The organism is Bradyrhizobium sp. Ken51 (assembly GCF_055807435.1).
Genome location: NZ_JBVVPB010000006.1, coordinates 132,589 through 146,842 on the forward strand (window position 1 = coordinate 132,589; position 14,254 = coordinate 146,842).

Annotated in this window: 13 protein-coding genes; 8 read left to right on the forward strand and 5 right to left on the reverse strand. The window is 64.5% G+C overall.

Translation table 11 applies throughout. The features are described 5' to 3' along the window. The first annotated feature begins 14 nt into the window (after positions 1-14). Complete coding sequence (locus tag AC0L27_RS13310) at positions 15-1,823, forward strand: caspase family protein (protein WP_354208510.1); 1,809 nt, start codon at positions 15-17, stop codon at positions 1,821-1,823. Positions 1,824-1,945: 122 nt separating this feature from the next. Continuing rightward, a complete protein-coding gene (locus AC0L27_RS13315; protein WP_473319403.1) occupies positions 1,946-3,271 on the forward strand; it encodes an LVIVD repeat-containing protein in 1,326 nt (441 codons plus the stop codon). Positions 3,272-3,406: 135 nt separating this feature from the next. On the opposite strand, the gene AC0L27_RS13320 is transcribed toward AC0L27_RS13315, so the two are convergent. Together AC0L27_RS13320 and purB are read right to left on the reverse strand one after the other, a co-directional pair. Then, positions 3,407-4,579 (reverse strand): M20 aminoacylase family protein, encoded by a 1,173-nt coding sequence (locus AC0L27_RS13320; RefSeq protein ID WP_354208512.1) that lies wholly within the window; start codon positions 4,577-4,579, stop codon positions 3,407-3,409. A 107-nt stretch (positions 4,580-4,686) separates the two neighbouring features. After that, positions 4,687-5,994, reverse strand: a complete 1,308-nt coding sequence (gene purB / locus AC0L27_RS13325; protein ID WP_354208513.1) for an adenylosuccinate lyase — start codon at positions 5,992-5,994, stop codon at positions 4,687-4,689. 571 nt (positions 5,995-6,565) lie between these two features. Between purB and AC0L27_RS13330 the strand changes: the two genes are divergently transcribed. Next, positions 6,566-7,150, forward strand: coding sequence for a TetR/AcrR family transcriptional regulator (locus AC0L27_RS13330; RefSeq protein ID WP_354208514.1), 585 nt, complete (start codon positions 6,566-6,568; stop codon positions 7,148-7,150). 58 nt (positions 7,151-7,208) lie between these two features. Here AC0L27_RS13330 and AC0L27_RS13335 read toward each other — a convergent pair whose 3' ends face one another. The 3 genes from AC0L27_RS13335 to AC0L27_RS13345 form a co-directional block, all read right to left on the reverse strand. Then, entirely contained in the window at positions 7,209-7,511 is a 303-nt protein-coding gene (locus AC0L27_RS13335; protein ID WP_275170097.1) for a hypothetical protein, read from the reverse strand. A 142-nt stretch (positions 7,512-7,653) separates the two neighbouring features. Beyond that, entirely contained in the window at positions 7,654-8,304 is a 651-nt protein-coding gene (locus AC0L27_RS13340; RefSeq protein WP_085351047.1) for a response regulator, read from the reverse strand. A 7-nt stretch (positions 8,305-8,311) separates the two neighbouring features. Beyond that, complete coding sequence (locus tag AC0L27_RS13345) at positions 8,312-9,682, reverse strand: sensor histidine kinase (protein WP_354208515.1); 1,371 nt, start codon at positions 9,680-9,682, stop codon at positions 8,312-8,314. Positions 9,683-9,880: 198 nt separating this feature from the next. Between AC0L27_RS13345 and AC0L27_RS13350 the strand changes: the two genes are divergently transcribed. The 5 genes from AC0L27_RS13350 to AC0L27_RS13370 all read left to right on the forward strand — a co-directional run bounded on the left by AC0L27_RS13350 (position 9,881) and on the right by AC0L27_RS13370 (position 14,250). Further along, positions 9,881-10,681 (forward strand): MotA/TolQ/ExbB proton channel family protein, encoded by an 801-nt coding sequence (locus tag AC0L27_RS13350; protein WP_354208516.1) that lies wholly within the window; start codon positions 9,881-9,883, stop codon positions 10,679-10,681. After that, positions 10,678-11,364, forward strand: coding sequence for a hypothetical protein (locus AC0L27_RS13355; RefSeq protein ID WP_354208517.1), 687 nt, complete (start codon positions 10,678-10,680; stop codon positions 11,362-11,364). Before AC0L27_RS13350 ends, AC0L27_RS13355 begins: the two co-directional genes overlap by 4 nt. Beyond that, complete coding sequence (locus AC0L27_RS13360; protein WP_354208518.1) at positions 11,357-11,962, forward strand: hypothetical protein; 606 nt, start codon at positions 11,357-11,359, stop codon at positions 11,960-11,962. The genes AC0L27_RS13355 and AC0L27_RS13360 overlap by 8 nt, the downstream gene beginning before the upstream one ends. Positions 11,963-12,078: 116 nt before the next feature. Beyond that, the gene (locus AC0L27_RS13365; RefSeq protein WP_275170102.1) at positions 12,079-12,819 is read left to right on the forward strand and encodes a metallophosphoesterase family protein; all 741 of its coding nucleotides are present in this window, start codon (positions 12,079-12,081) and stop codon (positions 12,817-12,819) included. A gap of 6 nt (positions 12,820-12,825) precedes the next feature. Beyond that, the gene (locus tag AC0L27_RS13370) at positions 12,826-14,250 is read left to right on the forward strand and encodes a protein kinase domain-containing protein (protein WP_473319409.1); all 1,425 of its coding nucleotides are present in this window, start codon (positions 12,826-12,828) and stop codon (positions 14,248-14,250) included. Positions 14,251-14,254 lie beyond the last annotated feature (4 nt).

Consider the following 14,254-nt stretch of genomic DNA (forward strand, 5'->3'; position numbering starts at 1 on the left):
TCTGGGCGTTTTTCATGATTGTTCGAAGCCTATCGATATTGATGTGCGGTCTGTGGCTCGGGTGCGGCGCTGCCCTGGCCGACAAGCGCGTTGCGCTCGTCATCGGCAACTCCGCCTATAAAAACGCGCCGCGGCTCGCGAACCCGGTGAATGACGCCGGCCTAGTCGGCGGCATGTTCAGGAATGCGGGTTTCGATACGGTTGAGATCAGGCTGGATCTCAATGCCAGCGAAATGCGGCGATCGCTACGAGAGTTCGCGGCCAGGACGCGCGATGCCGACATGGCGGTGATCTACTATGCAGGCCACGGCATCGAACTGGACGGCAGCAACTATCTCGTTCCGACCGATGCCATGCTGGAAACCGACGGCGATGTCCTCGACGAGACGATCGCGCTTGATCGCGCGCTGTATGCTGTCGAACCAGCCAAACAACTCCGTCTCGTCATCCTCGATGCGTGCCGTGACAATCCCTTCGCCAAGACGATGAAGCGCACACTGGCCTCGCGCGCGATTGGGGGCGGCCTTGCCAAGGTCGAGCCGACCAGTCCGAACACGATGATCGCGTTTGCGGCCAAGGCGGGATCGACGGCGTCGGATGGCGACTCCCGCAACAGCCCGTTCGCGGTCGCGCTGACCGATCATCTGCCGAAGCCCGGGCTCGACTTGCGCAAGGCGTTCGGGTTTGTCCGTGACGACGTCTTGAAGAAGACCGGCAACAAGCAGGAGCCGTATGTCTATGGCTCTCTGGGTGGCAGCGATGTGCCGCTGGTGCCGGTGAGGCCGGCCGCCGTAGCCGGTCCGCAGGCAAATCCGCAGGACAGTGTGCGCAAAGACTACGAGCTTGCCCTTCAGGCCGGCCTGCGTGAAGCTTGGGAGGCATTCCTCCAGACCTATCCGGACGGCTTTTACGCCAACCTCGCCCGCGTGCAGTTGAAGAAGATTGCTGCCGAGGAGGATCGCACGGTGGCGACCGAGAAGGCGCGTCTGGCCGAACAGGAGAAGGCGAGGCTCGCGACCGAACGAGCCCAGAAGGCCGAGCAGGAGAAAGCCGCCGCCGCTGCCAAAGCCGCGGAAGAGGCGCGGATTGCGGCCGAGAAGGCCAAGCAGATCGAGCAGGCCAAGGCGGAGGCGGCCGAACGAGATCGCAAGGCGGCGGAAGCTGCCGCGGCCAAGTCGCTCGCGGAGAAGCGGGCGCTGGAGAAGGCGGCAGCTGAGGCGGCAGCGAAGCAGGTAGCGGACAAGCAGGCGGCTGATTCCGAAGGCAGGAAGGTCGCCGCGCTGTCGCCGCCGCCGCCAAGCGCTCCGCCACCCGGCGACCTCGCGAAATCCGTCCAGAACGAATTGCGCCGGGTCGGCTGTCTTTCGTCCGCCGCTGACGGCGACTGGAACGCTGCAACGCAGCGCTCGCTGACACTGTTCAACAAATATGCCGGCACCCAGTTCGACGCAAAGCTCGCGAGTGTCGACGCGCTCGATGCGCTGAAGGCGAAGCCGGGGCGGGTCTGCCCGCTGGTATGCAATTTCGGCTTCAAGGCCGACGGCGATCAATGCGCGAAGATCACCTGCCGCGCCGGCTATCACGTCGGCGACGACAACGAGTGCGAGAAGATTCAGGAGAAGAAGCCGGTCGCGGCGCGCGAGAATTCGAAGAGGCGCGACAGCGACCGCAGAGATGCTGAGTCTACGGCGCCAAAGTCACAAGCCTCCGGCCAGATGATCTGCAACGGCGCCGGATGCAGACCGGTCGCGAAGGGCTGTCGCCTTGGGCTCGTGCCCAATGCGAACGCCAGCTTAAAAATCACCGGTGAGGTCTGCAACTGAGGTCTAGGCAGCGGTGATGTCCGGCCGGACTAGACACGCCTGCGATTGAGGTGAGGAGACGACACGAGCCTTGCATGCCTCGCCGCAAGCGATCATCATCCCCAAAAAAATGGGGGAAACCGATGCCACAACTCTCTCGCCGCCGCCACCTTCAGCAATTGTCGGCCGTGTTCGGATCCGCGGCGCTGGCCGGGTGGTCAAGGCCGGCATCGGCTTCGGAGGCAGACATTCCTCCCGAGGGCATCGGCAAGGGCATCAAGCACATCACCTATAGCGACATCGGCGGACGGCCCGACAGCGTGCAGGTGATGTTCAACCGGCAGCACGTCTATGTCGGGCACATGTTCAGCGACGGCGTGACGATCCTGGACGCATCCGATCCGCGTGCGCTGAAGCCGGTCAATTTCTTCACCGCAGGACAATACACCCGCACCCACCATTTGCAGGTGGCGGAAGATTTGCTGCTGCTTGCGAACGGCGCCAACATCGTCGCGCTGCAGTCCTACGACAACATGCGCGGCTATTTCGAGAACACGCTGGTCGACAGCATCACCAAGGCAAAGAAATTCCGCTGTGGGCTGTCGATCCACGACATATCCAAGCCGAACGAGATGCGCGAGATCGCTTTTCTCGAAATGCCCGGCTTCGGCATCAACCGGCTGTGGTGGCCAGGCGGCCGCTATGCTTATGTGTCGGCACATCTCGACGGGTTTACCGATCACATCCTTTGCGTGGTCGATCTCAAGACCATCACGAAACCGGAGATCGTCGCGAAATGGTGGCTGCCGGGCATGAACCGCGCGGCTGGCGAGCCGGCGACGCCAAAGGGCAAGCGCTTTGCGCTCCATCACATGATCACGGCGGGTGATCGCGGCTATGCTGCCTGGCGCGATGGCGGCTTCACCATTCATGACATCAGCGATCCCACCAATCCAAAGCTGCTGTCCCACATCAACTGGTCACCGCCCTTCGCCGGCGGCACGCATACACCGCTGCCGCTGCCCAAGCGACAGCTCGCAATCGTCGCGGACGAAGCCAATGCGGATCAGTGCGCCAAAGGCCTGTTCCATACATTCGTTCTCGACGTGCGGGCGCCTGGAAACCCGGTGCCGATCGCAACCCTGCCGACCCCGCGCGAACGCGATTTCTGCTCGAACGGTACCTTCGGACCGCATAATCTGCACGAGAATCGCCCGGGCTCGTTCCAGAGCGAGGAGACGATCTTCGCGACCTACAACAATGCCGGCGTCAGGGTGTTCGACATCAGGGACGCCTTCGCACCGAAGGAGATCGCGTATTGGGTGCCGCCGCCACCGAAAAAGCTCATCGACCCCCGCCCGAAGGTCGCGCTCGCAGCCAAGACCTGCGACGCCTATGTCCGGCCGGACGGGCTGATGTTCGTCTCCGACTGGAACGCCGGCATGCACGTGCTGCAATATCAGGGATGAGCGGAGAAGTGCGTAGGGTGGGTTAGTCCTGCAGATGCGCAAAGCGCATCTGCTCGGCGTAACCCACCTCTTCTGTTTCCGTGGACAGAGACGGCGGTGGGTTACGCCTTCGGCTAACCCACCCTACGAATCCGACTAACCCGCCGGCATCCGCGTCTCCACCAGACGCGCCCAATACGATGCGCCGTGGCCGAGGATGTTGTCGTTGAAGATGTAGGCCGGGTGGTGGCACTCGTTGCCGTCGCCCATGCCGACCAGGATCATCGCGCCGGGGCGCGCTTCCAGCATGAATGAAAAGTCTTCGGCGCCCATCATGGGAATGAACTTGTCGTTGACGCGCTCGGCACCGACGATGTCGCGGGCGACGTCGGCGGCAAGACCGGCCTCGCGGGCATGGTTCATCGTCACCGGATACATCCGCGTGTATTTGGTCTCCGCCGAACCGCCATAGGCGCGCGCAACGCTGTCGGCGACCTCGCCGATACGGCGCTCGACGAGATCGCGCACTTCAGGGTCGAGCGTGCGCACGGTGCCGCCGAGCTCGGCGATCTCCGGGATGATGTTGAAGGCCGTGCCGGAGTGGAATTGCGTGATCGAGATGACGGCGGATTTCAGCGGATCGACGTTGCGCGCGACGATCGATTGCAGCGCGTTGACGATCTGCGCGCCGATCAGCACGCTGTCGATGGACTTGTGCGGACCCGCGCCGGCATGGCCGCCCTTGCCGTGGACCGTGATCTGAATGTTGTCGGAGGAGGCGAGCATCGCGCCTGGCGTGGTCGCGAAATGCCCTTCTGGCAGGCCCGGCATGTTGTGCATGCCATAGACCTCCTGGATGTTCCAGCGCGTCATCAGCCCGTCCTCGACCATCGCCTTGCCGCCGCCGCCGCCTTCTTCCGCAGGCTGAAAGATCACGACCGCGGTGCCGTCGAAGTTGCGCGTCTCGGCGAGATATTTGGCGGCGCCGAGCAGCATGGCGGTGTGGCCGTCATGGCCGCAGGCGTGCATCTTGCCGGGGACCTTGGAGGCGTAGGCGACGCCCGAGGTCTCCATGATCGGCAGCGCGTCCATGTCGGCGCGCAGGCCAATGGTCTTGCCCGAGGCGGATTTGCGGCCGCGGATCACACCGACGACACCGGTGCGGCCGATGCCCGTCACCACCTCGTCGCAGCCGAACTCGCGCAAGCGGTCGGCAACGATGCCGGCGGTGCGGTGGACGTCGTATTGCAGCTCCGGGTTCTCGTGGAAGTCATGGCGCCAGGCGGCCATTTCGTCGGAGAGGGCGGCAACGCGGTTGACGATGGGCATGGAGGCTCCGTCTCTGTTGTTGTTGCCGGATGAGCGAAGGGCCATCCGGGATCTTTTGTGAGAGAAGTCCCAGGTATCGCTGCGCTCACCCGGGCTACGAATGACGTTCAGCTTTCGCCGAACACGCGCTTGAAGATCGTGTCGACGTGCTTGAAGTGATAGCCGAGGTCGAACTGCTCCTCGATCTCGGCGTCGGTGAGATACTTCTTCACTTCAGCGTCCTTCTTCAGGAGCTGGAGGAAGTCGCCTTCGCCGCGCCAGACCGGCATGGCGTTGCGCTGCACGAGCTTGTAGGCGTCCTCGCGGCTCGCGCCCTTCTGGGTCAGCGCCAGCAGAACACGCTGCGAATGCACGAGGCCGCCGAGGCGGTCGAGGTTCTTCTGCATGTTGGCGGGATACACCAGCAGCTTGTCGATCAGGCCGGCGAGGCGGACCAGCGCAAAGTCGAGCGTCACGGTCGCATCGGGGCCCATCATGCGCTCGGCGGATGAGTGCGAGATGTCGCGCTCGTGCCAGAGCACGACGTTCTCCAGCGCCGGCGTCACATAGGCGCGCACCATGCGCGACAGGCCGGTGAGGTTTTCCGAGAGCACCGGATTGCGCTTGTGCGGCATCGCGGACGAACCCTTCTGCCCTTCGGAGAAGAACTCCTCGGCTTCCAGCACTTCGGTGCGCTGCATGTGGCGGACCTCCACCGCGAAACGCTCGACCGAGGCGGCGATCACGCCGAGCGTCGAGAAATACATCGCGTGGCGGTCGCGGGGGATGACCTGCGTCGAGATCGGCTCGGGGACGAGGCCCATGGCCTTTGCAACATGCTGTTCGACGCGCGGATCGATCTGGGCAAAAGTGCCGACCGCACCGGAGATGGCGCAGGTCGCGACTTCCTTCCGCGCCGCGACCAGGCGCTCCCTAGCGCGCGAGAATTCCGCATAGGCATAGGCGAGCTTGAGGCCGAAGGTCACGGGTTCGGCGTGGATGCCGTGGCTGCGGCCGATGGTCGGCGTCATCTTGTGCTCGAAGGCGCGCTTCTTCAGCGCAGCCAGCACCTTGTCGAGGTCGGCGAGCAGCAGGTCGGCGGCGCGGGTGAGCTGGACGTTGAGGCAGGTGTCGAGCACGTCTGAGGAGGTCATGCCCTGGTGCACGAAACGCGCCTCGGGGCCGACGATCTCGGCGAGGTGGGTGAGGAAGGCGATGACGTCGTGCTTGGTCTCGCGCTCGATCTCGTCGATGCGGGCGACGTCGAAGGTGGCGTTCCTGGCCTTGGCCCAGACCGTTTTGGCGGCGTCCTTGGGGATAGTCCCAAGCTCGGCGAGGGCGTCCGCCGCGTGCGCCTCGATCTCGAACCAGATCTTGAACCGGGTCTGGGGCTCCCAGATCGAGGCCATTTCCGGGCGGGTATAGCGGGGGATCATTGGACTGCTCCAGGAAGGTGGGCGGGCGACCCACGAGGGGCGACCTGCCAGAATGTTTTTTACGCCGTGATTTAGCAGAGGGGAGAGGGCGAAACAAACGGCGGCGACAAGGTAGCGGGGGATGTTGGGCTGGGCGGTGATCGGCCCGGCCACCCCGGGCGATGGGTGGCCCACGCCGAGGGGGGGCAGATATTAACTGTCAATCACGGATCATTGACTGACAGATATTGAAATCTGTCAGCGAGACGTGTATATCCGTTCTCGGACGCTCCGATTGGGCGTCTGGCGGCATCCCGGGAGCCCGACGTCCCAGACAGATGGGGATTGAGGGTCGCAATCGAACAACGGGGACCGCCAATTGATTGGAGACTTACGACAATGACGACCGAAATCATCAATTTGACCGGGACGATTGGGCATTGGCTCAATTTACTGGTGGCGCGCCAGATCGCGGCGCAGGCTGCAAAACTGCCTCATTAAGGCGAGAGCTTTCCGAAACGACCGGCACGGGCGCTTCGGAAGCAGCTCCGTCGCCGGGTAACTGAGCCCTCAACGGGAACATGGTGCTGGCATGAACGAAGCCGTTATCTTGACGCCGGAGCGGATCCTCGAAGTGACCGAGGACGTGCTGCGGCGTTACGGACTCGCCAAGGCCACCGTGGTCGACGTGGCCCGTGCGCTCGATGTGAGCCACGGCAGCGTCTACCGCCATTTTCCGAGCAAGGCCTCCCTGCGCGAGGCCGTCGCCAAACGCTGGCTGGACCGCATCGACGCGCCGTTACGCCAGCTGGCCGAAGAGCAGGGCCCGGCTCCGGCGCGGCTCGACCGCTGGCTGCGCACCCTGTTCGCCGCCAAGCGTTCGCGCGTGCTCGACGACCCCGAGATGTTCGACACCTATCTGACTCTGGCGCGCGAGGCGTGTGCAGCCGTCAAGTGTCACAAGGACACCATGATCGACCAGATTGCGGCGATCCTGACCGATGGCGTGAAGCAGGGCGTGTTCGAGGTGGGCGACGTCAAGACCACCGCACGCGCCATCTTCGATGCCACCGTCCGCTTCCACCATCCGGCCCACGCCGACGAATGGAAGGACGCCGATCTCTCGGCGCGTGTCGATGCGACGCTGGCGCTGCTATTGCGCGGGCTGAAGGCGTAGGCCGAACACCTCCACGCCGTCCCAAAGCCGTTCGATAGCCAGCATTGGCGCCGCTTAATTATCCTTCGACCTTGTGGGCGAGCGCACCATCGCGGAGCGAACGCGGATGGTGGGCCTTTTTCCGCCCACGAAGGGCGGTACCCGCCAACGGCACGACCGGCGGGCTTTCCGGATACGCATTGACTTCGATTTCGACCAGGTCCTTCGCCCGCTTTCGAAGCCTGTAGAATGCAAGCTCTTGCTCGAGCATGGGGCAGTGGAATCGAATCGTTGCTGTGTCTGGCAAGCGACAGAGTTCATCGATGAGCTCGCCGACAGTGATGAGCGCGGGATAGGTAGCTTCGCGGATAGCCTTACTCATGGCGGAACTCCTTCACTCCAGTACTAACCAGAGTTCGACGGCCTCCGTTCCAATCCGCATCGCAAGGCGGTCGAAATATCCTTGGATATGCCCGCATACGGAGGAGGGTTCTGGGCTCCTACCTCCAAGGAGGGGCGAGCATCTAGATTTTAGTCAGTCCACAACTGGCCGCCAACCGCACAAGCTGCGCATCCGTGCGCGCGCCGGTCTTGGTCTTGATCAGGTAGTGATAGTTCTGCACTGTCTTGACGCTGAGATTGAGATGCGCAGCGATCTGTTCGGTCGTGGCGCCGCCGGCGAACTGGCGCAGGATCTCGATCTCGCGTTCGCCCAGCTGATCCAGCGCAGAGCCCGCCGACAGGCTGTCCTCGGCCAGGATGTGCGCGATGTCGTCGCTCATGGCGCGTTCGCCGCGCGCAACGCTCCGGATCGCGGACACGACCGCGGACGGCTCGCTGCTCTTGGTGACGAAGCCGCTGGCACCGGCACTGAAAGCTGCCTTCACCAGCACGGCCTCGTTGTGCATGGTGAAAACGAGGATCCGCGCCCGCGGGCTGCGCGCGCGGATGTTGCGGATGGCTTCCAGCCCGCTCGCGCCCGGCATCGAGATATCAAGTACGACGACATCAGGATCGCGCGCCTTGAAGGCGCTGTAGGCATCCGCGGCGTTGTCGGCTTCCGCCACGACATGCAGATCGCCCTGGCTTTCCAGCACGCGCCGATAGCCTTGCCGTACGATCGGATGATCGTCGACCAGCAGCACGGAGATGCCTGTTGCCGTAATCTCGTTCATCCCGTCCTCACGCGGCGAGCGGGATGGTGGCGGCGACGCTGAGTCCGGCATGGGCGGGCAGGATCGACAATGATCCACCGGCCGCCGCGAGCCGTTCGCGGATGCCGGTGAGGCCGAAGCCGGCCGACTGCTCAACGCGTGCCGCGTCGCCGCCGCCATCGTCCTCGATACGGATCAGCAACGCATCGTCGTCGCCCGCGCGTCGCTCGACGCTGAGCGAAATCTCGCGTGCCGCGCCGTGGCGCAACGCGTTGGTCAGGCATTCCTGCGCGACGCGATAGGCGGTGGTCGCGGCCGGGCCGCTGATGTCGGTGAAGTCGCCCTTGAGATCGAGCTGGATCGTCGGCCGCGCGGAGCTCTGCGAGCGCCAGCTATCCACCAGATTCACAAGGCTCGCCTCCAGCCCAAGCTCGGCGGGCAGGGGATTGCGCAGGCGCTTCAGCGCGTCGCGCAGCGAGGCCATCAGATGATGCGTGGCCTGCGAGATCATCCGCGCGTCCTGCACGATGTCGTTGCGCTTGTCTTCTTTCGTGCTCGCCGTCTCGATGGTGTTGGCGAAGGCGAGGATGGCCGAGAGATTTTGTCCGAACTCGTCGTGCAGCTCGCGGGCGAGCGCGCGGCGTTCGTCGTCGCGGATCTCGATCAGGCGCCGCGTCAGCGCCGCGCGCTGCTCGGTCGCTTCCTCCAGCCGCCGGCCGAGCTCGTCGACGGCGCTGCCGATCATCGCCAGCTCCATCGAGCGGAAGCGCGGCAGTTTCGTGCGATACTGACCGCGCGCCATGCGCTGCAAGGCGGTCACGATCGTGCGCGCCGGCGCCAGCGCATGCGCGATCGCGAGCGAAGCCAGCAGCGCGATCGCCGCCGCCATCAAAAGCGCGACGTCGATTACGTTGAGGATGTATTCCCAAGCGAGCGAGATGGCAGCTGCGGCATCCGGCGTCGCGACCACCGTTCCGGCGGTCGCCGCGCGGGGACTGACCGGCCGTATCACCTCCGCATGGCTGCCAAGGAAGGTCGGCACAATTGACGCGAACCAGCGCGGAGGCGTCTTGCCGAGCCCCTCGCTCTGGCCGCAGAGCGGCTTCTCGAATGCGATAGCGGGTTGGAACTCCACGCAGACGCCGGGTGAGATCAGCTTCATCGTCTCCAGCGTGCGCCACTCCGGAACCGGCAGGAGCTGCTCGCGTGTTCTGCTGCTACGCAACAGGAATTCGTGCCAATACAGGGCCTGAAGCGCCTGGGCGACCCGCTGCGCCGAGGCCGCAGTCGCCCGGTCGACGCTGCGATAGGCGTCGAACGTCGCCCAGATGGTCGCCGCGCCAAGGCAGAGGGCGACGATGAGAAACAGACGGGCGACAAGCTGAAGCACAAGGCGCATGCGATCACCCCAAAGTTTGGTAAGGTCAGCCTAACAACGCCGCCGCGCCTTGCCAATTGCGAGGCACGGCAAGATGGCAGCTCGGGCAAATTTCCCAAGCCGGATTGGGCATGGCTCTTTGGACCGGGCGCGGCGGCTTTGATCTAATGGGCAGGAAATCGCGGCAGGCCAATCTTTAGAGGCCAGGAGCAGTGCAGCATGAGTTCGATGACGATTGGGCCGATCGCGGGGCCTGCTGCCGACCCATCCGAGCGCAGCGCGCTCCTGTTCTGGATGATCTTCACCGGGCTTTCGATCTTCGCCGTCGTGCTGCTGTGGCGGTTCGGCCTGATCCGTCTGATGCTGACCTCGGACCGGACCTACATTTCCAGCGTGATCGCACTGCTCTATGTGCTCACCTGCGGCCACTGCTTCCTGCGAACGCGGGCCATTGCCCGTGAGGGCGCGGCGGCCCGGCGCTGCCGGGCGGCGCTCGCGGCACCCGACGGCAGCAAAGTGCTCGATGCGAGCGCGACCGCATTGCCGCGCGGGCTGGTCCGCGACCATATCGACAGCCTTGTGACAAAGGCCGCCGCGCAGGACTACCGTCCGGTGGACCAGACGCTATTGCTGCGGACGCTTGCCGACCGGCTGCGCGGCTCCAATGGCTTCGGGGCCTTCGTCTCGGATACGCTGATGAAGCTCGGCCTGCTCGGCACCATCGTCGGCTTCATCATCATGCTGGCGCCGATCGCGGGGCTGGATGCCGCCGACAAGGTCGCGATGCGATCTTCGATGGGGCTGATGAGCGACGGCATGGCGGTCGCGATGTACACGACACTGGCGGGCCTGGTCGGTTCGATCCTGGTCCGCATCCAGTATTACATGCTGGATGCCGCGACCCAGCGGGTGTTCTCGGATGCGGTGGTGCTGACCGAGACCTATGTGACGCCGGTGCTGGAGCGCAAGGGTTTTGGAATCGAGGGGTCTGGAATCAAGGGCGCCGGAAGCCAGTCATGATGGATGATTTCGGCCTCTATCCGCGCGAGGAGCCGTTCGACCCGCTGGGCGTGATGCTGTTCAAAGCCCTCCAGGTGATCGCTTTCCTGTTCTTCCTCGCACTGCTCGCCGTCTCGCCGGACGCCAAGGACGGCAAGATCGATTCCAAGGCCGAGTTCATGATCACGCTGGACTGGCCGGACAGCCATCCCGACGATCTCGATCTGTTCGTGCAGGATCCCGTGGGCAATATCGCCTGGTATCGCCACCGCGAGGCCGGCTTCCTCACGCTCGACCGCGACGATCGCGGCGGAGCCAACGACTTCATCGTGGTCAACGGCAAGAAGATTGCCTCGCCGATCCGCGAGGAGATCGTCACCGTGCGCGGCATCGTCCCCGGCGAATACACCGTCAACGTCTCACATTTCGTGGCCACGACCGGCGAACCCGTCACGGCCAATGTGAAGGTGCAGAAGCTCAATCCGACGGCGCAAGTGGTCTTCGACAACAAGTTCACCCTCGACCACACCGGCGACGAGAAGACCGCGGTGCGGTTCCGGCTCGATGCCGAAGGCAAGGTCGTCAATGTGGATCAGCGGCCGAAATCGCTGTTGGAGACTTTTCGCAGCAATTGGCGCAACGGCGCCGATCTTGACCCGAACACCGGCGTGAGCAAGAACGCCGTGAGGGTGCGCCGTGACTAGCTTGCAGACGGTCATCCTCACGCTATCGATAGCCTATGCCGTCATCGGCGCGCTGCTGCTGGTCGTGCTGGTCTATGCGCGGCTGCACTGGTCGATCAAGGCCGTCGCGGTGATCGTGACCAGCGCGTTCTATGTCGTCAGCTTCACCGAGATGCGCGGGCTGCTCGGCTGGGCGAGCGCCGATCGGCTGCCGGTGAGCTTCAAGCTGCTGAAGGCCCGTATCGTCGAGCCGCATTCGCTGGAGGGCGATCCCGGCTCGATCTATCTCTGGGTCGAGCAGCTCGACGAGGACAATCGCCCGAGCGGCATACCGCGCGCCTTTCGTGTGCCCTACAATGACCGGCTGGCCGACAAGACCCACGCGGCGGAGAACGAGATCGCGCTGGGACATCCGCAAGGCGGCCGGGCCGCCGATTTCGGCGGCGGCGATGGCAGCCTCATCGACATGGTCCGGGAATATGTGACGCCTAAGACCATCATGGAGACGAGTGGCGGAGACTCCTCGACCGGCGAGTTCAGCGCTCCGCAGGCCGGCGCGCAGGGCGCCGTGTTCACCCCGATTCCGCCGCCCCGGATGCCGCCGAAGGACGAGCAATAGGCTCTTCACCATCGCGACAGGGCAGCGCTGGCAAACCGCGCGCCGCTGGCGCATGTTCTTGACCTCCCTCAATTTGGCCTCATCGGCTCCCAATAAGGTTCGAGGGTGGAGGGTGCGTGCTTCTCGCTGTTTTCTCGGATATCCACGGCAACCGGCAGGCGTTCGAGGCGTGCCTGAAAGTCGCGCGGGCGCGTGGCGCCGAGCGCTTCATCTTGCTTGGCGACTTCGTCGGCTATGGCGCCGATCCGGAATGGGTGGTGGATACCGCGATGGAGCTGGTTGCCCAGGGCGCCGTCGCCGTGCGCGGGAATCATGACCAGGCAGTGAATTCCTCGGCCGAGACCATGAATGCCGAGGCGCAAATCGCGATCGAATGGACCCGCGGCCGGCTCGACACCGCGCAGCGGCGGTTCCTGGCGGAATTGCCGATGCTGGTGGAGGACGGCGATCGCCTGTTCGTGCATTCGGAAGCCTCCAGTCCCCGAAGCTGGCACTATGTCCGATCGACGGCGGACGCCGCCAAAAGCCTGATCGCGACGCCAGCTCATGTCACGTTCTGCGGCCACATCCACCGCCCGGCGATCTACTCGATGTCGGTGACGGCGAAGATGTCGGGACTCGTGCCTAAGACCGACGTCTCCGTGCCTTTGCTGCGCGGGCGGCAATGGCTTGCTGTGCTTGGCTCGGTCGGCCAGCCGCGCGATAACGATCCATCCGCGGCTTTCGCGCTGTTCGACACGGTCTCGTGTCTGATCACCTATTGCCGCGCGCCCTACGATGTCGAGACGGCCGCAAGCCGGATCCGCGAGAACGGCCTGCCGCATTGGCTCGCCGACCGACTGTCGCAGGGACGCTAGAGGCCGATGCCGAAACCCCTCGTCAAATCGGGCGCAGAGATCGACGGCTACACGATCGGCGAATGCGTCCATGCCGGCGGCATGGCGACGCTGTGGACGGTCACCCATCCCGGCATCGACGTGCCGCTGCTGATGAAGATTCCGCGGGTATCGGAGGGCGAGGACCCCGCGGCGATCGTCTCCTTCGAAATGGAGATGATGATCCTGCCGCGGCTGGCCGGGCCGCACGTACCCTCATGTTTCGGCACCGGCGATTTCGCCCACCAGGCCTATGTCGTGATCGAGCGCATCTCCGGGACCACGCTCTACAAGCGGCTGCCCGACCTGCCGCTGCCGTATGACGAGGCGCGGCAGCTCGTCGCCAGGTTCGCGACGGGGCTCGCGGATTTGCATCGGCAGAACGTGATCCATCACGACATCAAGCCGAGCAGCATCATGTTCCGCGAGAGCGGCGAGGCGGTGCTGATCGACTACGGCTTGTCGCATCACAACCATCTGCCGGACCTGTTGCAGGAGGAATTCCGCCTGCCTTACGGTACTGCGCCCTATATGGCGCCGGAACGGCTGTCAGGGGTGCGAGACGATCCGCGCAGCGATCTGTTCTCGCTCGGCGTGCTGCTCTATTTCTTCACGACCGGCGAGCGGCCGTTCGGTGAGGGCGAGACTCTGCGTGCGATGCGGCGCCGGCTGTGGCGCGATCCGCACCCGCCGCGCTCGCTTCGCGCCGACTATCCGCCCTGGCTCCAGGAAGTGGTGCTGCGATGCCTCGAGATCGAGCCGGTGCGGCGCTATCCGACGGCGTCCCAGCTCGCCTTCGATCTCACCCACCCGGACCAGGTCAGGCTCACCACACGCTCGGAGCGGATGAAGCGCGATCCGCTAAGCGTCGCTTGGCGGCGCCGCTTCAACCAGGGCGTCATGCAGCCGCGCGCGAAATCGGATGTCGCAGCCCAGATCGCATCAAGCCCGATCCTCGCGGTCGCGCTCGACACCGTGGAAGGCGCCCCCGAGCTGAACGAAGCGTTGCGCGTCACCACCGAGCGCATTCTCGCCACGCTGCCGTCGGCGCGGCTCGCCTGTCTCAACGTGCTGAAGCTCAACCGCATCGCGATCGACAGGACGCTGGATGAGCAGGGCTCCAACAAGCATATCGACCGATTGGTGGCGCTCAGGCACTGGGCCACGCCGCTCAAGCTGGATGAAAGCCGGCTGTCGGCTCATGTGCTGGAAGCCGTCGATCCGGCCGCGGCCATCCTGGAGTTTTGCGAGATCAACCACGTCGACCACATCATTATCGGCGCGCGGCAGGGCTCGTTCAGGCGCACGCTGCTCGGCAGCGTTTCGGCCAAGGTGGCCTCGGAAGCGGCCTGCACCGTCACCGTGGTACGACCGCCGCGAATGGCTGCGGATGCGGGCGAGGTGGCCGGATAGGGCC

Bases quoted from the DNA above. Each gene is read 5' to 3' on its own strand.
- AC0L27_RS13310 (WP_354208510.1), top strand. From the start codon at position 15: ATGATTGTTCGAAGCCTATCGATATTGATGTGCGGTCTGTGGCTCGGG.
- AC0L27_RS13315 (WP_473319403.1), top strand. From the start codon at position 1,946: ATGCCACAACTCTCTCGCCGCCGCCACCTTCAGCAATTGTCGGCCGTG.
- AC0L27_RS13320 (WP_354208512.1), bottom strand. From the start codon at position 4,579: ATGCCCATCGTCAACCGCGTTGCCGCCCTCTCCGACGAAATGGCCGCC.
- purB (WP_354208513.1), bottom strand. From the start codon at position 5,994: ATGATCCCCCGCTATACCCGCCCGGAAATGGCCTCGATCTGGGAGCCC.
- AC0L27_RS13330 (WP_354208514.1), top strand. From the start codon at position 6,566: ATGAACGAAGCCGTTATCTTGACGCCGGAGCGGATCCTCGAAGTGACC.
- AC0L27_RS13335 (WP_275170097.1), bottom strand. From the start codon at position 7,511: ATGAGTAAGGCTATCCGCGAAGCTACCTATCCCGCGCTCATCACTGTC.
- AC0L27_RS13340 (WP_085351047.1), bottom strand. From the start codon at position 8,304: ATGAACGAGATTACGGCAACAGGCATCTCCGTGCTGCTGGTCGACGAT.
- AC0L27_RS13345 (WP_354208515.1), bottom strand. From the start codon at position 9,682: ATGCGCCTTGTGCTTCAGCTTGTCGCCCGTCTGTTTCTCATCGTCGCC.
- AC0L27_RS13350 (WP_354208516.1), top strand. From the start codon at position 9,881: ATGAGTTCGATGACGATTGGGCCGATCGCGGGGCCTGCTGCCGACCCA.
- AC0L27_RS13355 (WP_354208517.1), top strand. From the start codon at position 10,678: ATGATGGATGATTTCGGCCTCTATCCGCGCGAGGAGCCGTTCGACCCG.
- AC0L27_RS13370 (WP_473319409.1), top strand. From the start codon at position 12,826: ATGCCGAAACCCCTCGTCAAATCGGGCGCAGAGATCGACGGCTACACG.